The organism is Heyndrickxia sp. FW510-T9 (genome assembly GCF_058781025.1).
Genome location: NZ_JBYSWK010000037.1, coordinates 16352 through 42125 on the forward strand (window position 1 = coordinate 16352; position 25774 = coordinate 42125).

Consider the following 25774-nt stretch of genomic DNA (forward strand, 5'->3'; position numbering starts at 1 on the left):
TCGTAATGGTAACCGTTCCTTTTTTTCCATCTTCAACAAGAGTATAAGTTAACGCATCTCCATCCGGATCTGTTGCAGATAAGACACCATTTTCCTCTTGATCTTCTGTGGCTTCTAAGCTACCTGGATGAGCAATTGGAGCATGATTGACCGCTTGGACATTAATGGTAACTGTTTGCTGTTTTGAATCATACTGTCCATCATTGGCCACATAGTTGAATTGATCTTTACCATGAAACCCTTTATTTGGTACATAGGTAAACGTTCCATCTGTATCTAGTTTTAGGGTTCCGTGAGTAGGAGCGCTGATTTCTGCTGCGGTTAAATCATCTCCCTCCACGTCGACATCGTTTAGTAGAATACTTGAAGAAGCATCCACCGTTAATGTTTGATCCTCATCAATAGAGTAGTCATCTGGATTTGCTATCGGTGCATCATTAATATCGCTAAATTTAACAAAATAGTTGTTATTGTTACCGTCAAAAGTAGAGTCTGTATTTTTCCCGACATACTTGGACATTAGCAAACTGGCATCGGCATTCGTTACCTGGCCATCTCCATCTATGTCTAATAGCTTCTTTTCTTCGTCACTGATCGAAATCTTGCCACTTACTACTTGATAAATATAAAGAACATCAGCTACAGTAACCTCCCCATCCCCAGTAATATCACCAGTTCTTAAAGTGGTCAATTCAAAATGATCTGTTAATGTTTTTCCACTCTTATCTGTTCCCGTTACTTCTATGACTGTGTTCCCAAAATCTTTAATGGTAATGGATAAAATTAGCTGATTCTTAGAAAGGGATACGATATTTGTACTTGAAGAGATATCGAGTTTAGTAGATTCTGCATCTAAGTAAGATGAAAAACGCTTACTAAAATCTATCGTGATCGTATCACCAATTTTCACCGTTTGGGGTTTCATCCAAAGGCTACTATCGTTAAATACAATCCTTTGGTTATCATTTTTGTCAGCTTTAACATGAATGGGACCGTTTATAGTCGAAGCGCATAGAGCGACAGCACAAAGTGTAGAAAAAATTCGCTTTGTACTTTTTGAGAAAAAATTCTTACTGCCTACTTTCAAAAAAAGACCTCCTTTTTTTATAAACTGTGGATATAATTCCAAATATATCATAAAAACCGTTAAATTGTAGGAGAAAAGTTCTATTTTTTGTCGAAATCTATAATTTTTTGTCGATTTTCAGTATTTTGTGTATATTTTGAGGGGGAAGGGGATCCTAAATCCAATTTGGGGACAGGAATGGAGTGAAATAGAACTCGGCAATTGGACAGAAAAGTGAGACCATAACAAAAACAGGATCACTAAGGTGATCCCATGTTAGCCGACTAACTTAAGCCGAACCAGATTTATATATGACTACTTTTTCTTTCTCTTAATCACTGAAAGCCATGCCACAATAATGATCAATAAAAATCCTCCACCAACAATGTACCCAATATTTTTTGCCCGAGGACACTAGTTCCTTTATTTGTGACAAAAAGGCTAATTCCCGCATGTTCGAGGACCCAGGTTCCGTTATTTCGCAAAAAAGTTGTATTTTTTAAGCGTTTTTTGGTAGATACCGTACCCTGTGTCCTCTAATTCCTTAAATAAGGGTATTTTTGTAGAAATAGCGGATTCTCTGTCCGCCTATGTTGGTCGGAACTTCGAAATACCATTTTCGCAGTATTTTTATTCCGTAATTTTTGATATTGTCCGATTCCTTATCCTTGTCATTATCGAACCCGAAAGGTTAAGATTATTTTAAAGATTCCATCGCGAAATAGAAGGGAGTTACGAATGAAAAATTTCATAGCATTTGATTTTGAAACGGCAAATCGCAATAGACACAGCGTTTGTTCGGTTGGAATGGTGTTTGTGGAATCGGGTAAAATCGTCGATTCCGTCTATTCTCTTATTGACCCGGAAGAATCATTCGACTACCACAATATTGTTGTTCATGGTATTCAACCTGAAGATGTAGAAGGGGCACCTACCTTTAATATTTTTTATGAATCGGTTAAAAGTAGAATGGAAAATCAGGTGATGGTCGCACATTTTCTTCCCTTTGACGGCTATGCTTTAAGGGATAATTTAAACCGTTATGGTGTAATTCCTGTACAAAGTAAACTGCTCTGCAGCTATCAACTATCGAAAAAACTTTTAAAAGAGCTATCTAGCCACAACTTAAAGTCCTTATGTCAACATTATGAGATAGACCTTGTTCATCACCATAATGCATTAGACGATGCAAAGGCTTGTGCGGAACTCATGATAAACCTTTCTAATGAGTTTGATTTACATGACTTGAATGAGATTCATCGAAAAACGAGTATTCGAGCGGGCGAGATTGCTCCAAGCTTTTATCGCTCATCCCTAGTTTCGAAAAAACTGCCTTCAAGCGATGCATCCTAGATATTTTTATCGTAGGTTCTTTTCTTAAACTTTGTTGCTTTTTTATACGAAAACTTAGGTAAAACCTTATTTTGTTTAATATTTTAAAAAATATAATCCGAAATCCAATGTGCAATAGCAGCAATCACCAGAAAACAGCGAAAAAGCTCTATATAAAGGAGATGTGATTATGACTACATACAAATCAAGGGAAGAAGTATTAGAGAGCGAAAAGTGGAACCTTACGGACATCTATCCTACCATAGAGGATTGGCAGAAGGATGCTCAATTTATTGAGGAAGCGGCAGTACAATTAAAGAAATTTGATGGGAATATTCATGATGGAAAAGCATTATATACCTATCTATCCGAAAGTGAGAAAGTGTCTTTTACATTTGGTAAGGTATTTGCATATGGCATGTTTCAAGTCGATATAGATACAAGAGATACTGAAGCACAATCACTACAGGATAAAGCAAGGCAGCTTGGTGTGAAGGTGAATGCAGCCACATCTTTTTTTATGCCATTTTTACTGAGCTTAGATGAAGCAACCTTGAAACAATTTATGGAAGAAGAGAAAGAACTTCAATACTTTGAAAAAAACTTACGGGATGCGTATCGCTATAAGGCACATGTGCTATCCAAGGAAAAGGAAGAGATTTTATCACAGTTGGGAGAGGCTCTTTCATCCCCTAGTCATACATTCGGTATGATCAATAATGCGGATATTAAATTCGGAGAAGTGACAAATGATGATGGCGAAAAAGTAGAACTGACACGAGGCATGTATGCAAAGCTGATAGAGGATCCTGATCGAAATAAGCGAAAAGAAGCGTATTTTGCCCACTATCAGCCATATGTTCACTTGAAAAATTCGATAGCATCGACACTAGGGGCTGCCATTAAAAATAATGTAACAGTTTCCCGTTTGCGCAAATATCCATCTGCGCTGGAAAAATCATTGTTTGCAGATAATGTGCCGAAAGAAGTATATGATAATTTAATTTCTGCAACAAAACAAAATATTGCACCGCTTCACCGCTATGCGGAAATCCGAGCTGAAAAGCTTGGCTTAGAAGAACTTCATCAATATGATTTAAATGTTCCCCTAGTAGAAGGTGTGGAAAGGGAAATTTCCTTTGATGAAGCTTATGAAACAATGCTTGGTGCACTACGCCCGCTTGGTGAGGATTACATCAACACACTTGCTTCTTTCAAGGATGCTCGTTACATTGACGTACGCGAAACACCAGGGAAGCGTTCTGGTGCCTATAACATGGGGGTATATGGGGTTCATCCTTTTGTTCTATTAAACCATCGTGATAATATAGATGGATTATTTACGTTAGCACATGAAATGGGTCATGCTATGCATAGTCACTATTCCCATAAAACACAGCCGCAAAATACCGCCAAATATAGTATTTTTGTAGCGGAAGTGGCATCGACTGTTAATGAAGTGCTATTGATCAATTATTTATTGAATAAAGAAACCGATGAAAAACTCCGTCAATATTTGCTCAATCATTTTATCGATAAATTTAAAGGGACATTATTTGCACAAGTCATGTTTGGCGAGTTTGAAAAAATCACCCATGAGTTAGCGGAAAATGGCGAGCCGTTAAATGCAAAGGTATTTAGTGAAGTATATGAAAAGCTGTTTAAAGAGTACAATGGGGATCAAATCGTATTGGATGAGGAAGTAAAATACGGCTGGTCGCGCATTCCGCATTTTTACAGTCCGTTTTATGTTTACAAATATGCAACGGGATTTGCTTCTGCTGTCCATATTGCAAATCGCATCCTGGAAGGCGATTCCAAAACCCAAGCAGCATATCTTGAATTTTTGAAGAGCGGAAGTTCCGAATACCCGCTTGACTTATTAAAAAAGACTGGGGTGGATTTAACTTCTCCGGAACCCGTGGAAAACGCCTTAAAGCAATTTAGCGAGTTGGTAGAAGAATTTGCGAAGGTACCGATGAAATAGATATATTAGCATACCATTAGCTAGATTTTGGTATGCTTTTTTCTTAATGGATTGGAGAAAATGGTGCAAAGGGAGAAAAAAGTTAAAGAAAATATAGAGGTGAATAGGATATGAAACATTATTTATTTGATCAATTATATTTTGTTCGGAACAATACATTGAATGAATTGGCGGATGTTACCGAAAGCTTATCTGAAATTATCCCACTAGGTTTTAATAACAATATTAAATGGAACGCAGGCCATATTTTCTTTATTCAAGAGAAGTTTTCTTTTCATTTTGCTGGAGAGGAAATGAGTATTACGGAAGAATTTTCAACGTTGTTTTGTCCAGGTTCGAAACCGGAAAAAGGAAAGGGAAATGTACCGGCTATGATGGACATTAAAGAAATGCTTAGTAAGCAAGTGGAACGGGTAGAAAAAAGCTTTAAACACCGCCTTCAAGAAGTTTCTCCTATTGGAGGCTATATAACTTCAAAAGGATTGCGTTTATCAACTGTTGAAGAATTCCTTAGTTTTTGCCTCTATCATGAAGGGATGCACTTTGAAAAAATAAAGCTATTTAAAAAAATGCTTAATGCATAGTTTTCCTTTTGAAAAAGGAAGGAGATCAACTGATATCCATGATACTAGAATCAGATCACCTTTTTTTTATGTATTTTAAAAAGGAAGATGCTCATAGAATTGCAGGGTTTGCAAATATTGAGGAATTTGCAAATACCCTTTAAGACAAAATAAACTCCTTTTAGATACATTTGAAGATGTAGATGTATTCAGACTTTTAAGGTGCGATTTAATTAAATAAAAACCATGAATTGTAATTTTTTTGAAATGAAGTTGCGTTTATCGTTGGTTTGATCAGTCCTTTTTAATTAGGTTATGTTTTTTTATAGTTATTTTCTACATTTTATATTATTGTTATTTCTTATATTGTATATGTAATACCTTATTTTAGCTGTCAATAACACTAAATACTCATCCAACAAGGGAGTGAAACCAATGGTAGATTTGAGTTATAAACCCTTTATTAATGGAGAGAAAGTCATACTCAGACCTTTTAATACAGGAGACCTTCCTTATATAGAAGAGTGTTTAAAGGATCCAGAGGTAATAAAACTTACAGGGAGCACATCAGAATTTGATCGGGAATCTGTTATTCGTTGGTACAATACAAGAAATGAACAAAAAGACCGATTGGATCTTGCTATAGTGGATAAATCCATAAATATCTTAGTAGGTGAAGTGGTAGTCAACCTATATGATGAAAAAGATGAAAGTATGAATTTTAGGATATTAATTGGATCAAGGGGAAGAAACAAAGGATTAGGTACGGAAGCTACAAAGTTCATGACTGATTACGTCTTCAAAAATACTAAACTGAACCAACTAACTTTAAGTGTTTATGATTTTAACCCTAGAGCAAAGAAAGTTTATGAAAAGGTTGGCTTTGTTTTAGATAGTATCGATAAAAACGAATTTGAATTTGAGGGAGAATGGGTTGACTCCTTAAATATGATATTAACAAGGGATAATTGGATGAAAATTCATATATAAAATGAATAATAGTCCGCTTAAGATTAATGATGAGCGAAGGCTTTTTTTAAACGTATGGGGCATTAGGAAGAAAAGGTTCTAAAATCAAAATTTTTTCTGTAAAAGGCGTTTCTGTAAATATGCAGAAACGCCTTTTTACTATCATTTTCCATCCACCATTTTAATCGAATATGAGAATGCAGCATACTTCTAATATTTTATGGAAATTATTGCATAAATACCAAAATTAATGTTTCCGGATAAGTTAAATTGATATTACCCTCTTATTTTTCTAACCATTTCTCCTAAGCCTTTCTGTCAATCGCTTCCGGTTGCTTTTCTAACCATCCTTGTTCCACCATAATTTTGTAACAAATAGTACCAGCCTCCATTGCATGAGTAAAAACTTTGGAGTAATTCAAAATGATATCTGATCTTAAGCTAGAACCTATTGATGCACCATAATAAGAAAGTGCTGTGTTTACTAAAAATGCTGCGTGAAAGATCATCAATTTGTCCGAAAATGGACTTACAGTGGAATCGGTGATTTCAGCATCCCATCTCTCAGGTATTGGTAAATAATCTTGTTGCAAAATATCGTTAAAGCTTTCAGCGTCCTTCTCGGCAAATTTAACATTCCTTTGCATAAATTTGCGAACTTCTTCCACCTTTGCCACTTGACTAAAAGCCAAACTCAAAGACCTGACAAATCCCGTTTTCTTTGAATTAAAGAAAAGGCTGCCGATTTCGGAACTATTGAGTGGTCTCTTGTCTCCATAAAGATTTGAAATGATTCCTGTTGACTCCATATATTCTAACTCTTGAGGAGAGGGAATGGAGGGAACACTCGAGTACAAGGGCATATTTTTAGATAAATTAACTACTTTTTGAAACAATTCTTTAGATGTTAATGTGCATTCCATAAAATAGTTTTGAATATCCTGATGTTCCGAGTTGGTAATTGCTAAGCTATAAGCATTTAGCCCATGTATCGTCATAATATAAGAATAAAAAAGTAAAAACTGGTCAGAAAACAGACGTGGGGTATTAAGATTCACATCATTCTCTGTAAATCCAATGGGGACTTGGAAATTTGCACTTTCTAAGAACTCGGTGATTTTGTTGATATGGCTCTCAGATAATTGTAACGAAAATTCTAAAATGGGTTTTATCTCTTCATCTTCAACAATTTTAAGAAAATATTTGTAAACACATATTGCCATACTATCTCCCATGTATTGAAACCATAGAGCGGATACTTCCGCAGAGGTTAAGGTTGTACCATTTGTTTCCTTAAAAATCCCCAAAAGAAATTCATTCCTTTCTTTTAAGCTTTGTCTGTTACTTATTTTATGGTAATGGGTATAAAGTATACAGATAAATTCGAGGAACTTACCCAGTAGAGTGCCTGACACCAAAAAAGGGACGGAAATTGTCCCTAAGTTGGTGTCAGACACGCAAAAATAACATTCCAATACGACACTATATAAAGAAATCCCATATGGTCACCAAATTTTTGACGGCTCTATGAACAGATATTGAACGCGGTATGGAGATTTATTGTCGACTTTGTGAATCTATGCACAAAAGTAATTTGAATGGAGTACAATTTCACCATAAATAATTAAAGGAATATGAAAGGTGCATTAAAAACAGAAAATTTTTCTTTTAATCTTTGTGAATTAATACACATATTCTTGAATTGGGAAGGAGAGAAGAATCTTGAAAATAAAAAAACTCCCTTGGAAATTATTATCTTTCATACTGTTATCTTCACTATTTTTACTTAGTGGATGTGACACTAGCAATATAGCAGTCTTAAATCCTCAGGGGCCAGTTGCTCAGAAGCAATATGATCTTATTGTTTACTCATTTTGGCTCATGATGATTATTTTAGTTGTTGTTATGGGGCTCTTTATCTATATGGTTTTTAAATATCGTGCAAAAAAATTAGCTGCAGACTATGTACCACCGGATGAACATGGTAGTAAATGGTTAGAGCTTATTTGGACAGCGATACCAATCATTATTATTATTGCGGTAGCAATTCCAACTGTTAAAGCAAACTATGCGTTGGAGGAAGTACCAAAAGGGTATGAAAATAAAAAACCTATCGTGATTAATGTAACGTCTGCTAACTGGAAATGGATTTTTAGTTATCCGGAACAAAATATTGAAACAGTTAACTATGTAAATATACCTGCTGGTAGACCTGTTAAATTTCAATTAACTTCAGCTGGCACAATGGCATCCTTCTGGGTACCTGAATTAGGTGGTCAAAAGTATACGATGCCTAACCATTCTATGCAATTAATTCTTTTAGCAGATAAACCAGGATCCTATGAAGGTAGAAATGCCAACTTTAATGGTGAAGGCTTTGCTCATATGGACTTTGAAGTACTTTCTCAAACCCAAGGAGATTTTGATAAATGGGTAAAAGAAGTAAAAGGGTCTGCTTCAAAAATGAAAAAGAGTGACTATAATAAACTTTTGAAAGAAGGACTTGTTGGTAGAATGACATTCACAGGCACACATTTGCCTTGGGTGACTACACCACATCAACATGGAATGCTTGACCAAAAAGATACAAATCAAAAACATCACAATATGGACAATATGGACATGGGAAATATGGATATGGGAAATATGGACATGTCAGGCCACAAACACTAGAAAGATTGGAGGAGAAGACCTATGAAGCTTGATGAATTTTTCGTCACAGGTGAACCGATTATCTATGTAACGGAAGCTGGGATTGCCCTTGCAATGATCGGTATCATTTTTTACTTAACTTATTTTAAAAAGTGGAAATGGCTTTGGACTAACTGGCTAACAACTGTCGATCATAAAAAAATCGGTGTCATGTATATTTTAGTTGCGGTATTAATGTTATTCCGCGGTGGTGTTGATGCTCTTATGATGAGGGCACAGCTTACGGCTCCTAACTTAAAACTATTAGATGCAAACCATTACGATGGTATTTTTACAACACATGGAACAATTATGATTTTGTTCATGGCAATGCCATTTTTAATGGGATTAATTAATATCGCAGTTCCATTACAACTTGGGGCACGCGACGTGGCTTATCCAATGTTAAATGCTTTTAGCTTCTGGTCATTTGCTGCAGGCTGTGCGTTATTTAATATTTCATTTATCATTGGTGGTTCACCAACAGCTGGATGGACTTCTTATTTTCCACTTGCAGGAACAGAATTTAGTCCTGGAGTAGGAGATAACTATTATGCAGTTGCCTTGCAAATTGCTGGTATTGGTACACTTATTACCGGAATTAACTTTTTAGTAACCATTTTAAAAATGAGAGCAAAAGGTATGACGATGATGAAAATGCCGATGTTTGTTTGGTCGGTATTAATCATGTGTGTAATTATCATTTTTGCCTTCCCAGTGTTAACTGTTGCATTGGCATTAATGACATTTGACCGCTTGGCTGGATCTCATTTCTTTACGATGGCTGCTGGCGGTATGCCGATGCTTTGGAGTAACTTATTCTGGATATGGGGACACCCTGAAGTGTATATCGTATTATTGCCTTCGTTGGGAATTTATTCAGAAATTATTAGTACTTTTTCGAAAAAACGTCTTTTCGGTTATAAATCAATGGTCTTCTCGATGTTGGCCATCGCATTATTTAGTTACTTTACTTGGGTGCATCACTTTTTCACAATGGGGAATACGGCTGCAGTTAACTCGTTCTTCTCCATCTCAACAATGCTGATTGCGATTCCTACAGGTGTTAAATTATTTAACTGGATTTTTACAATAAGAAAAGGAAAAATGCAAATGACATCAGCAATGATGTGGTCATTAGCTTTTATCCCGAACTTCCTTATTGGTGGGATAACTGGGGTAATGCTTGCGATGGCAGCTGCCGATTATCAATATCATAATAGCTATTTCTTGATTGCACATTTCCATTACACATTAATACCAGGTGTAGCCTTTGCGTGTTTTGCTGGATTACATTATTGGTATCCAAAAATGTTCGGTTATAAGTTAGATGAAAAGTTAGGTAAAATTACATTCTGGTTCTGGATGTTCGGCTTTAACATTTGTTTCTTACCACAGTTTGTCCTTGGTTTAAAAGGGATGGCACGCCGTATGTATACGTACCAGGCAGGTCTTGGCTGGGAAGGCTTAAACATCGTTTCTACAGTTGGTGGTGTCCTTATGGGTATTGGATTCCTAGTGCTTGTATGGAATATCATCTATAGTATTCGCCATGGTGAACGTGATGTAACCGGAGATCCTTGGGATGGCCGTACATTAGAATGGGCTACTCCAACTCCAGTTCCACATTATAATTTTGCGGTTGCTCCTGTAGTGGAAGATGTAGATGCTTTTTGGAGTATGAAACAAAAAGGTAAATCTTCAATTAAAAAAGAAGAAATTAAACCAATCCATATGCCAAATAACACAGGAATGCCATTTATTGCTGCTGTTGGTTTTGGTCTAGGTGGTTTCGGACTTGTCTTCTCTTGGTGGTGGCTAGCGATTATCGGTCTAATCATTATCCTAGGATGTCTTGCATGGAGATCTTTTGATCCTGATAAAGGTTACCATGTTGAAGTGAAGGAAATTTTAGAAACGGAAGAAACTGCAAGGGGTGAATTAGGATGAGTGAACATTTAGACACTTCATTGCCGTTAGAGTACCAAGCAGAGCAAAGTAGATTAAATATATTTGGTTTTTGGATTTTCTTAGGTGCAGAGATCGCTCTTTTTGGGACTCTCTTCGCTACCTATTTTGTCATGTCAGGTATGACTGCAAAAGGACCTGATCAGTTAGATTTATTTAAGATTAAAGATGTAATGATTGAAACGATCCTTTTATTGGTTAGTAGTTTTACATGTGGGCTTGCGATTTTCTCTATGAGAAACAACAATAAGAAGGGCTTATTAACTTGGTTCATCATTACACTTCTTTTAGGTGCAGGATTCATTTATTTTGAGCTTCATGAATTTATTGACTATGTACATGATGGAGCTACTCTTCAAACAAGCGGTTTCCTTTCCGGATTCTTTGTATTGTTAGGAACACATGGTGCTCACGTTTCCATGGGGATTCTGTGGGGGATTCTATTAATCATACAACTGGTTAAAAACGGATTGAATTCAGTTACTGCAAGGAAATTCTTCATCATTAGTTTATACTGGCATTTTCTTGATGTAGTTTGGATCTTTATCTTTACATTCGTTTATTTAGGAGGGCTGATTCAATAATGGAACAACATCATCATTCGAAATATCCAATTGGACACATTATTGGTTTCCTTCTATCTTTAGCTATGACGATATTTGCCATGATTGTTGCTTTGCACACAAGTCTTCCAAGACCAGCGATCATGAGCATCATCGGAATCCTTGCCTTCATGCAAGCTGGTATGCAGCTATTCATGTTCATGCATATCAAAGAAAGTGAAAACTCTCGCGTTCAAGTCGGAAACATCGTATACAGCATCATTATCGCACTAACCATTGTTCTCGGCTCTATATGGGTAATGCATAACTAACAAGTTGAGTGCCAGACACCAAAATAGGGACCATTAGGGTCCCTATTTTGGTGTCTGGCACCATTTGTATTATCCACTTTGGTGGGAAATTAGAATAGGTTCTTGATTACAATTTTATAAATATTTATAAATCAAAACAAACGTGATAAAGATAGCGATTGCTAAGTATAAAATACCCATAACCCTCATTATCTTTTGCTTATTTAGTAAATTGTCTATTCCCCCGAATACCATCATGCTTATCATAAGAAAAAACATGGTCACCGTGCTTCTATTCGTAGAATCATTCCAATTAAAAAACAAATAAATTACCAATATCAATCCACTTAAAATTGAAAGTATCTTGAAAATTTTAGTTGTCATAGAATCCCCTTTTTCAAAAAAACATTTTATAAATTTCTAATTCTATTATAAATTAGAATTTACCTCCTTATTACTGTTTAATTTTTTAAAAGTGTACTGCACGTTGAATTTTGATAGTCATTTAAATATTGAAATGGAACCATTACATAAAATAGTAACAATTTGTTAAACTTAACTTACTTCTTATATTTGCGAGGTAATTATAATATGAATCCTTTTTCAAACTACATCGAATTTAATAGAGAAAAATGGGCTGATTTACGTAATAAAACTCCTTTGTTGTTATCAGAGGAAGAACTAGAAAGTATTAAAGGACTTAATGAGGAAATTTCTCTTCAAGAGATTGAAGAGATCTATTTACCGCTGACACGTTTAATTAATTTAAAAGTAAAAGCTTCGCAGCAGCTACAGGGAGTTACTAATTCATTCTTAGATTATCAATCTAAAAAAATTCCTTTTATTATTGGAATTGCAGGGAGTGTATCAGTAGGGAAGAGTACTACAGCAAGAGTTCTTCAAACTCTTTTATCTAGGTGGGAAAATCATAAAAAAGTAGATTTAGTTACAACGGATGGTTTTTTATATCCAAATGAAACTTTGGAAAAAAAGGGCTTAATGAGTAGAAAAGGGTTTCCTGAAAGCTATGATACACAAAAAATGATCGATTTTATGATTAAAGTGAAATCAGGTAAAAGCAATGTCGAAGCACCTGTTTATTCCCATTTAACATATGACATACTGCCTGATAAAGTAGAAGTAATTAATAATCCAGATATTTTAATTGTGGAGGGAATTAATGTTCTTCAAGTCAACAAATCACATCATGTATTTATCAGTGATTTTTTTGACTTCTCTATTTATATGGATGCTGCAGAAAGCAAAATAAAAAAATGGTATATAGAAAGATTTCATATACTCCAAAAGACAGCTTTTCAGAATCCAATGTCTTATTTTCATCGATTTACCACTTTGTCTGAAGACGAAGTGATTAAACTAGCTACGCAAATTTGGCAAGACATAAATGCGAAAAATTTACATGAAAATATATTACCGACGAGACGAAGAGCTAATATTGTTTTCAAAAAGGGAAAAGACCACAAAATTGAAAAGGTATACTTAAGAAAATTCTAAGAGGGTGCATGACACCAAAATCAAGACACAAAGTGTCCCGATTTTGGTGTTATGCACTATTCTACCTTTAACAGCATCCTCATTCCTAAAAACGCTGCCCATGATTCTTGATTTTCATTGAAATAAAAGCGTATGGCTCTTCCGTTTTCACTAATAAGTGTGTTATTTTCCCCAACTTTTAAAGGCCATGTTCCGTTTTCTAATATTGCATTCAAACGGTGGTCCTCTAAACGAATTTCTAGACGTGAGCCTTCTTTCGACTGATAGGTTCCAACATATGACACTAATTCTTCTTCTGTAACATTTTCTGCAAAAGGATATACACTTCGCTTTTCAGCAAGTGGAATTCCGAGAGCCGTATTCACCGCTTCCAGCCAAATATCCGCGGCAGGAGCATTCGATACATTTGATAGAACAGCCACAACAAGACCCACTTCTGGAACAAACCCAAAATTAGACGATACACCGGGTTGCCCGCCACCATGCTCCACCAAGGTAACTCCGTGATAATGAGGGGTTACCTCTAAAGCATAACCATAATAAGAATTAAGAGCATATTGAATATAAGGAGTCCACATCTTTTTGATTAAATCCGAAGAAATGATTTCTTTACCGCTATTAACATAAGTCTCACCATACTTCAATAAATCCCTTACAGTAGAACGGATTCCACCGCCAACTTCATAGTTTCCTAATTTTGGCCAGTGCTGCTTTTGAAATACTCCTTCTATAAAATCATATGGGGTGGAGACATTATCCATTTTAACTAATTCTTCAATGCTAAAAGTGGAACGATACATTTTCAGAGGAGTTAAAATCCGTTCCGTTACAAATCTCCTAAATAGGTACCCAGTTACTCTTTCAATAATAGCGCCTAACAATAAAAATGTATCATTACAATAACTAAAATATTCCCCAGGAGCGCCTAATATATCGTGGTTATCACCAGCTAAATAATAAAGATGCTCCCCAAGCTTGTTCAATTCTTCTCGACGTCTTATAGGTGCTAAACCGGTTGAATGAGTCAACAAATGATGAATTTTAATAGAATCGATGTCTTTAATCGTTGGAACGAAGAATTCAGGTAAGTATTTTGTAACCGGATCTTCAACAGAAAGTTTTCCTTCCTCCGCCAATATTAAAATCGCAAGAGCGGTGAAGGATTTCGATACAGATGCGATGCCAAAAATTGTTTCACCATCCACAGGTTCCTGTGTATCCACGTCTTGTACACCAAATCCCTTTTCATAAAGGACTTTTCCATTTTTGCTAACGGCAACAGCTAGCCCGGGAATATGATCTGACTCCATTCTCTCATATACTTTCTTTTCAAAAGATATCCAATCCAATTTAATCACCTCTTTAATAGATTATTACTCTATTATCCAAAAATTCATTGCATGTGGGAACTATATTTCGAAAGAAAAGAAAAAATTAGTCCTTCATTTTCTCATAACCATAATGGCAGTATTTTAATATCACCTTAAAAGTCAGGTAAATAATGGACTTTTTAAAAACTTGTAACGAAAATAGAATAACATCTCTCCACCTGAGGTAAATTGGCTATACAACTATCAAGCAACCGAACCTGATGAAATCTATTCACAAAGTATGCTTAAAAAGGGGATTGATTGGGTTAGTGCCTGACACCAAAACAGGGACATCAAATGCCGCTATTTTGGTGTCAGGCACCATAGTAAAAAAATGGTTGACACTTCCGTGTATGAACCATATAATACACACATATAGTGTATTAATGGCATAATACAAAAATTTTTTACGCATAGTGTATGCATCGCATAATACACACATTAAACAGGAGTTGTTTCTATGAAGATTAATTTTAATAATCGTGATCCTGTGTACGTACAGGTTGTTCGGTATTTTAAGGAACAAATTGCCATTGGCATGCTTGAAGGCGGACAAGAGATACCTTCCAGAAGAGAGCTTGCTTCGATGTTGAAAATTAATCCGAATACTGCGCAAAGAGCTTATAAAGAAATGGAGGAACAAGGATTGATTCATACAGAAAAAAACTTTCCAAGTCGAATTACGAATGATGAGTTTGTGTTAAGTAAAGTTCGTTCTGAGCTCATTATGGAAGCTGTAGATTCATTCATTCAATCTATTAGGACAATTAATGTTCCAGTTGACGAATTATTGCACATTGTAAAAGAAAAATATCAGTCAGCTAGCATAGGTAGGGGGGAAATAGAGTGATTGAATTATTAAATGTAACGAAAAAGTTTGGCCGCAAAAAAGTGTTAAATGGTGTTTCCTTTACGGCAAATAAAGGAGAAATTACTAGTTTAATCGGTATAAACGGCGTTGGAAAGACGACGACTTTGAAAGCCATTTTAGGTCTTACACCTATCAAAAGCGGGGAAATTTTAATCGACGGAGAAAAATTGAATAAAAACAGTTATGAAAAAATAACGTTTATTCCTGATGCAATAACAGTTTTACCGCAGATGACCATTGAACAAGCGATGGTGTTTATGAATGACTTTTATCAAAATTGGAACCAACCTAGAGCAAATGAATTACTTACCTTTTTTAAATTAGATAAAAGCAATCGAATTTCAGATTTGTCGAAAGGTAATGTGGCAAAGGTAAATTTATTATTAGGCCTTTGCATTGATGCTGACTATGTTTTAATGGATGAGCCGTTTTCTGGGATAGATATCTTTAGTAGAGAGCAAATTGCTGAAGTGTTCACTAGTCATCTTGTTGAAGATAGAGGGGTACTCATTACTACCCATGAAATTAATGATATTGAACATTTAATAGATAAAGTTGTTTTAATGGAAAATGGAACCGTTTTAAAGGAATTTCATACAGAGGAAATTAGAATTTCCGAAGGGAAATCAGTTGTGGATGTAATGAGAGAGGTGTACCAACCATGAATAAATTTTTAAAGCTAGTAAACTTTGAAATGAATCGTTTTCGAAAATTTTTCTTTATATTATTACTGATTACCCTCGTCCTCCAATTTGCCGGTGTCATTGTTGAATCGATTACATATACGCACAAAGCAAACAAGGTGATGGTTGAACAGTCCATAACAGCTGCACAATTTGCGCAGGAGTATGGGTATATGAATTTTCAACGGATTATAACTACATTATGGTTTCTTGGTCCAATCGCGATCTGCATCATATCATTTGCTTTTTATATTTTCTTCATTTGGTATCGGGATTGGTTTGGAAAAAACACATTTATTTATCGATTGCTTATGCTACCAACTTCAAGAATAAATCTCTTTTTGTCAAAAGCAATCACAATATTTTTATTAGTGCTTGGGTTGATTGCGTTTCAACTCATCATTTTGCCATTTGAAAACACCTTATTAAAAGGAATGGTACCAAATGAATTAAGAAATGATTTTGGGATAATGGAATTACTTGGTTCGGATAAATATATGAGTTTTATCATCCCGCATTCATTTATAGATTTTGTACTTCATTACGGTACGGGGCTTATTTGCATCTTCATTATTTTTACAGGAATATTATTTGAAAGAAGTTATCGTCTGAAAGGGATTATGTTTGGGATTGTCTATTGTATAGCAGCTGTAATTATTATATTTTCACCATATATTGTAGCGGAGTCGATATTAAAAAGTAATTTTCTGTATCCAATCGAAATATTTATCTTATCGATCATCATGGGTATGATTGTGCTTTTCGGTTCATTGTATATAAGCGGTTATTTATTAAAGAATAAGGTAACGGTTTAGGAGGGCAAAATGAAACGGTATATTAGTTCCATAATTATTGTAGCGGTTTTACTTTTAATGCTGGGTACTTATTATATTTATGCGGAAGTATCGGGAAGTCCATTTCCACATTTTAAAATAGAAAAGGTAAGTGGAAATGAGAAAGAAATCGGGTCCCTTCATATCACTGGAGGCTATGGACCAGGAAATATTCATGAAAACTTTGATTTGTCGTTGAATGGGACTGTCTATAGTAGTGAAAGATCTTTTTTAGATAAATTAGATTACACCTCAAATAAAATTAAAGAATTAAGGAAAAAATACAGAAGTTTTATGCGAGGGAAAATGGGTGAAAATTTATTTTATGAGGATCAAGATTGGCTCATTTATTCGGATACTCCTTCTAATTGGAATAACAGTACCAGCACCAATAATCAATTTCTTGAAATATCTATGTTGAAGAAAAAAGACAAAAAGATAACGAACTTTCAAGTTCCTCTTTCAAAACAAAATCGTTATGTCAGAGTGGATAATATTCAACTTGTTGGAAAGCAATTAAAAATTGCAACTGAAAATATCGTTGGATTAAATGAAACTGAATTCAATGAAGTACATGTATACACAGTTGATACTTCTAATCATAGGCTTGTACATGATGAAACAATTCAAGTGGTAAACTCAAGAACGCAAAATGAGTATACCAACATTCAGAATATCCAAAATTCGGATGTCTCAGTTCCGAGCAAATATGTACTATATAATGTTTCTTTAATGAAACGAACCGATCAAGGAAGCGACCAAGTTCTAAAAAGTGAGCTAATAGCTTACAACATCGAAACTTCAGAAAAAGAAATTATTAAACTACCAAAAAATATGAATATAGAGGATCTTAATTCCTTTCTTGGAGACGATATCTACCTGATAACGAGTAATCCAAATGAATTAAACATTACAGCCTATAATTTCAAAAATCAACATGTGGAAAATGTGCTTAGTATAAAGGACCAAAACATTTTCATTGATAAGATGGCATACACAATTAAAAATGGAAGACTTTACATTGTCACTACTCATATAAATGAGAAAACAGTCGGCAAAATAGAAATATACGATGTAAAAACAGGTAAAAATCTATTCCAAGGTAAAATTATAAATTCAGAAATAGAGAAAAATATCGAGGATTCTTCTTTATCTTTTTATGGTTTCGAATAATGGCTTTTTAACAAAAGTCCTAGTTCTACTTGTAGGAATAGACATATAGAGGGGGAGGATTCAGTTGATGATTCGAAACAAAGTGGATAGAACTATAAGCCGGATTCTTTCCCCTGTATTACGAGATTACGGTTTTGTTAGTTTGGATAGTAGAAATTATTATTCCTTTCATAAAGATTGCACTTGGGTTTTTAATTTGAATCATGTCGGGAAATATGATTCCGAATTATCAGGTTGGCAGGCCCAATCATTGACTGTAATAGCAGGCATTTATTTTGATTTTATTCCTCCGATTCGGAATGAGAAATATCGAAATGACAAATTTCCAAAGTATTATGAATGTCAATTACAAATGGAATTATGCAGTGAAAAACAGGAAAAAGACAATATATGGTGGTTTCGTACAGGCGGAAAAAATATAGAAGAGGTTATAGATGAAATTAAAAATTCTTTTATATCGACTGGGTTGCCATGGTTGAAAAAATACTCAAATTTTGAATGTGCTTTTAAAAAAATTGAAGGTGAAGTGAATTCGTATCAGAAATTTTATAAAGCAAAATTCTTCGCTAAATACTTAAATCAATGGGATAAGTATGAAAAATATAATCGTTTATTTAGGGGCGAGGCAGTTAAATTTGGTGAATGAAACAATTTTAAAACTAAAAGGGACGTGGAACTTAAACTTGTATATGTTCGATCATTATTTGAACAATAATTTTAGGAAGCTATAAAACTGTAGATTGTACTCCGGTACTCATAAATGAACCTTATGTGCAAGTTAACTATTCATTATCAGCAAGCAGTAGTTATTAATATGTTTTTTTAGGCTATTTATCGAAAGAATTTAGGGTTTCATACTCTGGATTCTTTTTTTGGCATTTATACGGGATGTATATTAGAATTTAAGGAATAGAAAAAATTAAAGGAAATAAAATGGGTAGAAGTATAATGGTAATTAAGCCTTATATTCGCATATACCGCATGATTAAAAAGAGGAGAAGGATGTATTAGACTAATGAAATCAAATGTAGAAAGATTAGAAACACCAGGGGAAACGAAACTTAAACGGTTAAAATTAGCGCTCATCTTAGGATCGCTTACTGCATTTGGACCGCTTTCTATTGATATGTATTTGCCGGCATTACCAAAACTGACGCATCAATTACATACAAGCACATCGATAGCGCAGCTTAGCCTGACCGCATGTCTTATTGGAATGGCAGTTGGCCAGCTTTTCGTTGGCCCATTAAGTGATGTGAAAGGAAGGAAAAAGCCACTTTTAATAACACTTATTTTATATTCCATTGCATCTTTGCTGTGTGCCGTAAGTTCTTCCATTTGGATACTTATTATTTTACGTTTTATTCAAGGGGCTACTGGTGCAGCAGGAATTGTAATTGCCCGGGCATCTGTAAGGGATATGTTTTCCGGAACGGAATTAACCAAATTCTTCGCCTTATTAATGCTGGTGAACGGTGCAGCACCAATTTTGGCACCTATAGCGGGAGGCCAAATTCTTCATTTTGTATCTTGGCGGGGAGTATTTATCGTATTATTTTTCATCGGCATTCTTATGTGGGGCACCGTTACATTTGGACTTCACGAAACATTGCCGAAAGAAAGGCGATCAAAAGGGGATATCTCTCATACATATTCTACCTACTTCCGTTTACTTAGAGATCGGGAATTTATGAGTTTTGCTTTTTCCCAAGGTTTTGTATCAGCTGCGATGTTCGCGTATATTTCAGGGTCACCATTTGTATTACAGGAAATTTATGGTGTTTCTCCTCAGGTTTTTAGCGTTATTTTTGCCGTTAATGGAATTGGTATTATTATTGCTTCTCAAATTACGGGGCGGCTCGCAGGAAAAATTGCAGAGTTAAAGTTATTTATATTCGGTATTAGTTTAGCTGCTATTGGCGGAGCGATTTTACTTATAGTTATCTTAACCGGTGGAGGATTAATAGCTGTCCTTCCATCCCTATTTATTGTAGTGTCTTGTGTAGGGATAGTGGGAACTACATCATTTTCCTTAGCCATGCAAAATCAAGGAAGCTCAGCAGGAAGTGCGTCCGCCTTACTTGGACTGCTACCATTTATTTTTGGATCGATTGCAGCACCGCTAGTAGGAATCGGCGGCAGTCAAACAGCCTTGCCGATGGCAATCATAATTGCCATATGTGATATGGGAGCATTATTCTTATTTTTGCTGATGAAGAAAAGCACCAGGAAAAAGGTTGCACAACAAACGATTCATTAAAACTGTTTGGACCCCACTCCAAACGGTTTTTCTTTTTTTAAAATGGGCAATATTGTAGAAAGAAATGATAAACTAAAATTATTAATTTAGTAGAAGGAGAATGAATTCATTATGGTTGCAGCAAAAAGCGTAATAGAAAAATTAAATTTAACCAAATATCCTACAAAGCTTATTTTGAACAAGCCTGATGATATAAATGATTTTCATGAACTGGAATTTGATGCGGATATTAAACTAGATCAATATGATTTAGTCTTTCAGTTTATATTTTCGTTAGAGGATTTTCTCCAGAACTTACAATTAATAATCGAAAAACAATTAGTAAAAGATAATGGCTATTTATTTTTTGCCTATCCAAAAAAGAATAATCCGCAATATAAGGAGTATATTGATCGAGACCGTTTTTTACAAGAAATCAATTTAGACGATGATGGGTATATACCCGAGAGCAATATAAAATTTTCAAGAATGGTAAGCTTGAACGATGTATTTACTGTTGTAGGTTTAAAAGCTGCTCCAAAGAAAAAGAAATCAACTAGTGCAAAGAGTCAATGTGTCGATGATTACATTGAGAATGTGGAAGATATAAAGCAATATTTGAAGTCAAAAGAGGAAATATTAAATGCCTTTAACCAATTAACCCCTGGCTACCAAAAAGATTGGGCGCGCTATATATACAGTGCAAAGCGAAAAGAAACCCAAGAAAAACGCCTGCAGGAAATGGAGAAGGTATTAGGCGAGGGATATAAAACAATGGATTTATATAAAAGGAATAAAAAATAAACATAAAGCCTGCTTGAACTCCATTTTAGTATCTAAACTATAGCAAGAGAATAAACCTTTTTACAAATGTTCATTCTCTTGCTATAGTTTGTTAAAATAAATATAAAGTACGATCAAATCTGGAGGATGGCATGGAACCAGAAAAACTTAAAAAGGTAATTGAGGCTGCGAGGCTTTATTACTTATTAGATTATAATCAACATCAAATTGCTGATAAATTAGGAATTTCGAGACCAACTGTATCGAGGCTATTACAAATTGCAAAGAACGAAGGAATAGTCCAGATAAAAATTATGGACCCGAATGAAGATGTTGAACAATTATCCATACAACTTGAAAAAAAGTTCAACTTAAAAAAAGCAATTGTTGTTTCAGTCCCTCAATATGAAGACAATATTATTAAGAACTATATAGGGGAAAAAGCAGCTTTATATTTGAATGATATCGTGAAAGATGGCGATATTATCGGTGTTACATGGGGTACAACCTTATACCATATTGCAATCTCCCTTAAGCAAAAATTTGTGAAAGATGTGAAGGTTGTTCAATTAAAAGGTGGTATCAGTCATTCAGAAACAAACACCTATTCCTCGGAAACTCTATATCTTTTTGGGAAAGCATTTAATACAAACCCTATACATTTGCCGCTGCCGGCAATTGTTGACCATATCGTTGTAAAGCAAGCGATGGAAGCTGACCGACATATTAAGAAAGTGTTAGATATTGGGAAAGAGGCTAATATTGCCGTTTTCACTATTGGACCAACAAAATCAGAGTCCCTTTTGTTCCAACTTGGATATTTTTCAGAAGAGGATACGCGTATGATATGCTCTAAAGGAGCTGGAGATATTTGTTCCAGATTTTTTGATCAAGATGGTAACATTTTAAATGAAAACTTAAATAGCAGGACATTAGGTATTGACTTAAAGGACTTAAAACAAAAAGAATATTCAATCCTAGTTGCTGGTGGACCGCAAAAAATAGATGGAATTTATGGTGCTCTAAAGGGCGGATATGCCAATGTAATAGTAATTGACCAATTTACAGCTAAATTTTTGCTTGATAAACACGGGGACGGTTCTCCTGTTTCATAAAAATGAAACAAGAGAACCGTCCCTTTGTTCCATTGGGAAAACTTACAATTTTACATTTGTTCATAGGATTATTTACATTTGTTCAATATATTGATATATTACTTGTGTAAAGGGTTTCAAGTTAATGAGAAATCAATTAAAGGGATAAAAACGTACATTAATATATAGAGAGGATGTAATTGAAATGACTAATTCATTCGCACAAATGATTGACCATACTTTATTAAAAGCGGATGCAACAAAGGCTGAAATTCAAAAATTAGCAGTGGAGGCAAAAGAATATTCATTTGCTTCTGTTTGTGTTAATCCAACTTGGGTGAAAACAGCTGCGGAAATTTTAAAAGACACACCGGTTAAAGTGTGTACAGTAATCGGTTTTCCACTCGGAGCAACTACATCTGAAGTAAAAGTTTTTGAAGCAAAAAATGCCATCGAAAATGGTGCTACAGAAGTTGATATGGTTATTAATATCGGGGCTTTAAAAGACAAGCAATTTGACATAGTGGAAAAAGATATTAAAGCAGTTGTGGAAGCAGCAAAAGGAAAAGCTTTAACAAAAGTAATTATTGAAACTTCCCTATTAACAAATGAAGAAAAGGAAATAGCAAGTCAGCTATCTGTCAAAGCAGGAGCCGATTTTGTGAAGACATCGACTGGGTTTTCTACTGGTGGAGCAACTGCAGAAGACGTAGCATTAATGAGAAAGGTTGTCGGACCAACAATTGGTGTTAAGGCTTCTGGCGGAGTGAGAAGCTTGGAAGACGCTGAAAAAATGGTGAATGCAGGTGCTACACGTATTGGCGCAAGCTCTGGAGTTGCCATTGTAAACGGTCAAACATCAACATCTTCTTATTAATTGGATAAAAGTGGTGGTACATATTTATTCGACATGTACCACCACTGAATCTTTATCGACGGCATACATTAATAATTTTTTCCTGAGAGGAGAATAAAGTATGGATGTAAAATGGCTAGTAGAACAAGCGATAGAAGCAATGCAAAAGGCATATGTTCCATATTCATCATTTAAGGTAGGAGCTGCGTTATTAACAGACGATAATAAGCTTTACCATGGCTGCAATATTGAAAACGCTTCATATGGTTTGACAAATTGTGCAGAAAGAACAGCTATTTTCAAAGCTGTTTCAGAAGGAGACAAGCAATTTAAAGCGATTGCGATTGTTGGTGACACTGAAGGACCTGTCTCCCCATGCGGTGCTTGTCGACAAGTTATTGCGGAATTCTGTGATGTAAATACGAAGGTTATTTTAGCAAATTTACAAGGTGATTATGTAGAAACATCTATTAATGAACTCTTACCTGGTTATTTTTCTAAAAAAGATCTAGTTAAGTAAATTTCCATCATTTTGTAAACGTAACCATATTAAATAAACTTACAACTAGGAGAAGACAACAATGAAATATTTAATATCTATTCTCGGTATTATAGTCGTCCTTGGATTAGCATTTTTGGCAAGTAATAACCGTAAAGGGATAAAATATAAACCGATTGCAATTATGATCGTCATTCAGTTAGCTTTGTCTTACTTATTATTAAATACTAAAATTGGATTACTTATTATTAAAGGAATTGCAGATGTATTCAGTAAGCTATTAGAATATGCAAATGATGGAGTTTCGTTTGTTTTTGGCGGAATTGCTAACAAAGGTGAAGCCCCATTCTTCCTTAATGTCTTATTGCCAATCATCTTTATTTCTGTGTTAATAGGAATCTTTCAATATCTTAAAATCCTTCCTTTTATTATGAAAGGGATCGGGTTGTTGATTAGTAAAATTAACGGAATGGGTAAATTAGAGTCGTATAACGCCGTTGCCTCAGCGATGGTCGGACAATCAGAGGTATTCATTACCGTTAAGAAGCAATTACATCTTTTACCAAAACATCGTTTGTATACTTTATGCGCATCCGCAATGTCGACGGTTTCCATGTCTATCGTTGGTGCATATATGACAATGATTGAACCAAAATATGTAGTTACAGCATTAGTCATCAATTTATTCGGCGGATTTATTATTTCTTCCATCATTAACCCATATACAGTAGACAGCAAAGAAGATATATTAGAGATTCAAGAAGAAAAACAAAGCTTTTTTGAAATGCTCGGCGAATATATTTTAGATGGATTTAAAGTAGCGATTATCGTTGGAGCAATGCTGATTGGTTTCGTTGCATTAATGGCAGCAATTGATAATATTTTTGATCTAATTTTTGGCGTTTCCTTCCAACAAATATTAGGATATATCTTTGCACCGGTGGCATTTTTGATGGGTATACCGGGAGCAGAAATAGTAAAAGCAGGCGGAATTATGGCAACAAAGCTTGTGACGAACGAATTTGTGGCTATGATAGAATTAACCAAAATAAAAGCTAGTTTAAGTCCTCGTTCTCTTGGAATTATTTCTGTATTCCTTGTATCTTTTGCAAACTTCTCCTCCATTGGAATTATTTCAGGAGCAGTGAAAGGCTTAAGTGAAAAGCAAGGAAATACGGTTGCCAGGTTTGGACTAAAGCTTCTATTCGGAGCAACTTTGGTAAGTGTTTTATCAGCAATTATTGTCAGCTTTATTTTGTAATAAGAAAAGTGGAAGCGCCTTGCTCATCGGCGTACGGATTTCGTAGTCTGTGACTGAGATAAAGGAAACCGTGCTGAGGTAGTTCACGAGCTGATGCTTGACTTATCGTAGGGAGGAGACGTAGAAATCCGCTAGCCGATAGGCGCTGAAGCTAGACAAGTTAAAATTTGTTAAATAATTTATATGATGAAAAACTTTATACCTATCCTTTGAGATCGAAAAAGGGCATTTCCTATTCTTGGATAGGATTTGCTTTTTCTTTTTTGATTCTTTAAAAGTGCCACTGCTGGTACATAAAAAAGCGAGGTGAAATAATGCAGTGATGAACGCCAATGTTTTTCACAGCATTCAGTATGGGTAATGTCGGTTTACTTTTATCTGGAGCAACATTATTTTTAAATAGTTTAATGTTACTTGGCAAAGCAGATAATAAGAGTGTAGGGGTATTTAATTTGTTTGTAGGGATATTACAAATTATTTTCCCAATTTATTTAATCGCTATATCTAACCAAGATCATTGGACGATTTTTAATTTGGCCTGTATATTTCTCTTCGGGCTAACTTATTTATTTGTTGGAATCATTAATTTAACTGGCATTGATGGAAGTGGACTAGGATGGTTTTCCCTATGGGTATCTATTATAGCCGTTGTTTATATGCTCATTTCCCTTGTCCACAATCATGACATCATTAATACCCTTACATGGGCAATGTGGGCTTATTTATGGTTCTTATTCTTTTTATCTATGGCACTAAATAAAAAAATTGATATTTATATAGGGAAGGTTGCATTTGTTCAATCGTGGATAACACTTACGATTCCTTCTCTTTTTTCATTAACAGGGGCGTGGAAAATGGAGTATGTCTCAAACATATGGATCTATGTTCAAGTGCTATCCATTATCTATTTCTGTGTTTGTACTGGAAAAATTTTGATGGTAGACATGAAGCGTCGAAAACAACAAGATATAACGGTAACACCATAATATGTGAAAGGCTCCTCTGCCGGGAAATAGAATGCAGCGGAGTTTTTTTTGTCTAGAAAGAGCAATATTGGTTACATAACTCTAATAGACCGATTGTGATGGCAAAAAGAAATGGCTAACGGCTAATAGACCGATTGTGATGGCAAATAGAAATGGATAGCGGCTAATAGACTGATTGTGAT

The 25774-nt window shown here is 35.0% G+C and carries 24 protein-coding genes; 21 read left to right on the top strand and 3 right to left on the bottom strand.

Going from position 1 to position 25774, the window contains the following annotated elements; all coding sequences use genetic code 11:
• A partial coding sequence (locus AC3WJF_RS16655) for an Ig-like domain-containing protein (protein WP_492454195.1) occupies nucleotides 1-1087 on the bottom strand: 1087 nt, incomplete at its 3' end.
• A gap of 717 nt (nucleotides 1088-1804) precedes the next feature.
• On the opposite strand from AC3WJF_RS16655, the gene AC3WJF_RS16660 reads away from it, so the two are divergent.
• From AC3WJF_RS16660 to AC3WJF_RS16675, 4 genes are all read left to right on the top strand, one after another.
• Nucleotides 1805-2419: a 3'-5' exonuclease gene (locus AC3WJF_RS16660; RefSeq protein ID WP_492454197.1), complete on the top strand. Its 615-nt coding sequence runs from the start codon at nucleotides 1805-1807 to the stop codon at nucleotides 2417-2419.
• 169 nt (nucleotides 2420-2588) lie between these two features.
• The gene (gene pepF / locus AC3WJF_RS16665) at nucleotides 2589-4385 is read left to right on the top strand and encodes an oligoendopeptidase F (RefSeq protein ID WP_492454199.1); all 1797 of its coding nucleotides are present in this window, start codon (nucleotides 2589-2591) and stop codon (nucleotides 4383-4385) included.
• A 110-nt stretch (nucleotides 4386-4495) separates the two neighbouring features.
• Nucleotides 4496-4969, top strand: a complete 474-nt coding sequence (locus AC3WJF_RS16670) for a DinB family protein (RefSeq protein ID WP_492454200.1) — start codon at nucleotides 4496-4498, stop codon at nucleotides 4967-4969.
• Between the two features lie 414 nt (nucleotides 4970-5383).
• Nucleotides 5384-5938 carry a GNAT family N-acetyltransferase gene (locus tag AC3WJF_RS16675; RefSeq protein WP_492454202.1) on the top strand — a complete coding sequence of 185 codons (555 nt, stop codon included), beginning with the start codon at nucleotides 5384-5386 and terminating at the stop codon, nucleotides 5936-5938.
• Between the two features lie 284 nt (nucleotides 5939-6222).
• Here AC3WJF_RS16675 and AC3WJF_RS16680 read toward each other — a convergent pair whose 3' ends face one another.
• Nucleotides 6223-7224 carry a DUF3231 family protein gene (locus AC3WJF_RS16680; protein WP_492454204.1) on the bottom strand — a complete coding sequence of 334 codons (1002 nt, stop codon included), beginning with the start codon at nucleotides 7222-7224 and terminating at the stop codon, nucleotides 6223-6225.
• Between the two features lie 415 nt (nucleotides 7225-7639).
• On the opposite strand from AC3WJF_RS16680, the gene qoxA reads away from it, so the two are divergent.
• The 5 genes from qoxA to coaA all read left to right on the top strand — a co-directional run bounded on the left by qoxA (nucleotide 7640) and on the right by coaA (nucleotide 12944).
• Entirely contained in the window at nucleotides 7640-8590 is a 951-nt protein-coding gene (gene qoxA / locus AC3WJF_RS16685; RefSeq protein WP_492454206.1) for a cytochrome aa3 quinol oxidase subunit II, read from the top strand.
• Nucleotides 8591-8611: 21 nt separating this feature from the next.
• Complete coding sequence (gene qoxB / locus AC3WJF_RS16690; protein WP_492454208.1) at nucleotides 8612-10558, top strand: cytochrome aa3 quinol oxidase subunit I; 1947 nt, start codon at nucleotides 8612-8614, stop codon at nucleotides 10556-10558.
• Nucleotides 10555-11160, top strand: coding sequence for a cytochrome aa3 quinol oxidase subunit III (gene qoxC, locus AC3WJF_RS16695; RefSeq protein ID WP_492454210.1), 606 nt, complete (start codon nucleotides 10555-10557; stop codon nucleotides 11158-11160). The genes qoxB and qoxC overlap by 4 nt, the downstream gene beginning before the upstream one ends.
• Entirely contained in the window at nucleotides 11160-11450 is a 291-nt protein-coding gene (gene qoxD / locus AC3WJF_RS16700) for a cytochrome aa3 quinol oxidase subunit IV (RefSeq protein ID WP_492454212.1), read from the top strand. The genes qoxC and qoxD overlap by 1 nt, the downstream gene beginning before the upstream one ends.
• A gap of 570 nt (nucleotides 11451-12020) precedes the next feature.
• On the top strand, nucleotides 12021-12944 hold the full coding sequence (gene coaA, locus AC3WJF_RS16705) for a type I pantothenate kinase (protein ID WP_492454214.1): 924 nt from the start codon (nucleotides 12021-12023) through the stop codon (nucleotides 12942-12944).
• A 56-nt stretch (nucleotides 12945-13000) separates the two neighbouring features.
• On the opposite strand, the gene AC3WJF_RS16710 is transcribed toward coaA, so the two are convergent.
• Nucleotides 13001-14302 (bottom strand): serine hydrolase domain-containing protein, encoded by a 1302-nt coding sequence (locus tag AC3WJF_RS16710; RefSeq protein WP_492454216.1) that lies wholly within the window; start codon nucleotides 14300-14302, stop codon nucleotides 13001-13003.
• A gap of 472 nt (nucleotides 14303-14774) precedes the next feature.
• Here AC3WJF_RS16710 and AC3WJF_RS16715 point away from each other — a divergent pair, with 472 nt between their 5' ends.
• From AC3WJF_RS16715 to AC3WJF_RS16770, 12 genes are all read left to right on the top strand, one after another.
• A complete protein-coding gene (locus tag AC3WJF_RS16715; RefSeq protein ID WP_492454217.1) occupies nucleotides 14775-15164 on the top strand; it encodes a GntR family transcriptional regulator in 390 nt (129 codons plus the stop codon).
• Nucleotides 15161-15850 (top strand): ABC transporter ATP-binding protein, encoded by a 690-nt coding sequence (locus AC3WJF_RS16720; RefSeq protein ID WP_492454219.1) that lies wholly within the window; start codon nucleotides 15161-15163, stop codon nucleotides 15848-15850. The genes AC3WJF_RS16715 and AC3WJF_RS16720 overlap by 4 nt, the downstream gene beginning before the upstream one ends.
• Complete coding sequence (locus AC3WJF_RS16725) at nucleotides 15847-16683, top strand: hypothetical protein (protein ID WP_492454221.1); 837 nt, start codon at nucleotides 15847-15849, stop codon at nucleotides 16681-16683. Before AC3WJF_RS16720 ends, AC3WJF_RS16725 begins: the two co-directional genes overlap by 4 nt.
• 9 nt (nucleotides 16684-16692) lie before the next feature.
• Nucleotides 16693-17874, top strand: a complete 1182-nt coding sequence (locus AC3WJF_RS16730) for a hypothetical protein (RefSeq protein ID WP_492454223.1) — start codon at nucleotides 16693-16695, stop codon at nucleotides 17872-17874.
• A gap of 67 nt (nucleotides 17875-17941) precedes the next feature.
• Nucleotides 17942-18520, top strand: a complete 579-nt coding sequence (locus tag AC3WJF_RS16735) for a DUF4304 domain-containing protein (RefSeq protein ID WP_492454225.1) — start codon at nucleotides 17942-17944, stop codon at nucleotides 18518-18520.
• Between the two features lie 369 nt (nucleotides 18521-18889).
• The gene (locus tag AC3WJF_RS16740) at nucleotides 18890-20134 is read left to right on the top strand and encodes a multidrug effflux MFS transporter (RefSeq protein WP_492454227.1); all 1245 of its coding nucleotides are present in this window, start codon (nucleotides 18890-18892) and stop codon (nucleotides 20132-20134) included.
• A 111-nt stretch (nucleotides 20135-20245) separates the two neighbouring features.
• The gene (locus AC3WJF_RS16745) at nucleotides 20246-20917 is read left to right on the top strand and encodes a YdeI/OmpD-associated family protein (protein WP_492454228.1); all 672 of its coding nucleotides are present in this window, start codon (nucleotides 20246-20248) and stop codon (nucleotides 20915-20917) included.
• A gap of 131 nt (nucleotides 20918-21048) precedes the next feature.
• Nucleotides 21049-22011, top strand: coding sequence for a DNA-binding transcriptional repressor DeoR (deoR, locus tag AC3WJF_RS16750; RefSeq protein WP_492454230.1), 963 nt, complete (start codon nucleotides 21049-21051; stop codon nucleotides 22009-22011).
• Nucleotides 22012-22195: 184 nt separating this feature from the next.
• On the top strand, nucleotides 22196-22867 hold the full coding sequence (gene deoC / locus AC3WJF_RS16755) for a deoxyribose-phosphate aldolase (RefSeq protein ID WP_492454231.1): 672 nt from the start codon (nucleotides 22196-22198) through the stop codon (nucleotides 22865-22867).
• 100 nt (nucleotides 22868-22967) lie between these two features.
• Nucleotides 22968-23366, top strand: a complete 399-nt coding sequence (locus AC3WJF_RS16760; RefSeq protein WP_492454233.1) for a cytidine deaminase — start codon at nucleotides 22968-22970, stop codon at nucleotides 23364-23366.
• Between the two features lie 61 nt (nucleotides 23367-23427).
• Nucleotides 23428-24606, top strand: coding sequence for a NupC/NupG family nucleoside CNT transporter (locus AC3WJF_RS16765; protein ID WP_492454235.1), 1179 nt, complete (start codon nucleotides 23428-23430; stop codon nucleotides 24604-24606).
• A gap of 353 nt (nucleotides 24607-24959) precedes the next feature.
• Complete coding sequence (locus AC3WJF_RS16770) at nucleotides 24960-25592, top strand: AmiS/UreI family transporter (protein WP_492454239.1); 633 nt, start codon at nucleotides 24960-24962, stop codon at nucleotides 25590-25592.
• Nucleotides 25593-25774 lie beyond the last annotated feature (182 nt).

Excerpts from the sequence above, each read along its gene's own strand:
- AC3WJF_RS16760 (WP_492454233.1), top strand. The coding sequence starts at position 22,968 with ATGGATGTAAAATGGCTAGTAGAACAAGCGATAGAAGCAATGCAAAAG.
- deoC (WP_492454231.1), top strand. The coding sequence starts at position 22,196 with ATGACTAATTCATTCGCACAAATGATTGACCATACTTTATTAAAAGCG.
- AC3WJF_RS16725 (WP_492454221.1), top strand. The coding sequence starts at position 15,847 with ATGAATAAATTTTTAAAGCTAGTAAACTTTGAAATGAATCGTTTTCGA.
- AC3WJF_RS16660 (WP_492454197.1), top strand. The coding sequence starts at position 1,805 with ATGAAAAATTTCATAGCATTTGATTTTGAAACGGCAAATCGCAATAGA.
- AC3WJF_RS16675 (WP_492454202.1), top strand. The coding sequence starts at position 5,384 with ATGGTAGATTTGAGTTATAAACCCTTTATTAATGGAGAGAAAGTCATA.
- coaA (WP_492454214.1), top strand. The coding sequence starts at position 12,021 with ATGAATCCTTTTTCAAACTACATCGAATTTAATAGAGAAAAATGGGCT.
- deoR (WP_492454230.1), top strand. The coding sequence starts at position 21,049 with ATGGAACCAGAAAAACTTAAAAAGGTAATTGAGGCTGCGAGGCTTTAT.
- AC3WJF_RS16735 (WP_492454225.1), top strand. The coding sequence starts at position 17,942 with ATGATTCGAAACAAAGTGGATAGAACTATAAGCCGGATTCTTTCCCCT.
- qoxC (WP_492454210.1), top strand. The coding sequence starts at position 10,555 with ATGAGTGAACATTTAGACACTTCATTGCCGTTAGAGTACCAAGCAGAG.
- qoxB (WP_492454208.1), top strand. The coding sequence starts at position 8,612 with ATGAAGCTTGATGAATTTTTCGTCACAGGTGAACCGATTATCTATGTA.
- qoxD (WP_492454212.1), top strand. The coding sequence starts at position 11,160 with ATGGAACAACATCATCATTCGAAATATCCAATTGGACACATTATTGGT.
- AC3WJF_RS16740 (WP_492454227.1), top strand. The coding sequence starts at position 18,890 with ATGAAATCAAATGTAGAAAGATTAGAAACACCAGGGGAAACGAAACTT.
- AC3WJF_RS16770 (WP_492454239.1), top strand. The coding sequence starts at position 24,960 with ATGGGTAATGTCGGTTTACTTTTATCTGGAGCAACATTATTTTTAAAT.
- AC3WJF_RS16730 (WP_492454223.1), top strand. The coding sequence starts at position 16,693 with ATGAAACGGTATATTAGTTCCATAATTATTGTAGCGGTTTTACTTTTA.
- AC3WJF_RS16745 (WP_492454228.1), top strand. The coding sequence starts at position 20,246 with ATGGTTGCAGCAAAAAGCGTAATAGAAAAATTAAATTTAACCAAATAT.
- pepF (WP_492454199.1), top strand. The coding sequence starts at position 2,589 with ATGACTACATACAAATCAAGGGAAGAAGTATTAGAGAGCGAAAAGTGG.
- AC3WJF_RS16670 (WP_492454200.1), top strand. The coding sequence starts at position 4,496 with ATGAAACATTATTTATTTGATCAATTATATTTTGTTCGGAACAATACA.
- AC3WJF_RS16765 (WP_492454235.1), top strand. The coding sequence starts at position 23,428 with ATGAAATATTTAATATCTATTCTCGGTATTATAGTCGTCCTTGGATTA.
- AC3WJF_RS16715 (WP_492454217.1), top strand. The coding sequence starts at position 14,775 with ATGAAGATTAATTTTAATAATCGTGATCCTGTGTACGTACAGGTTGTT.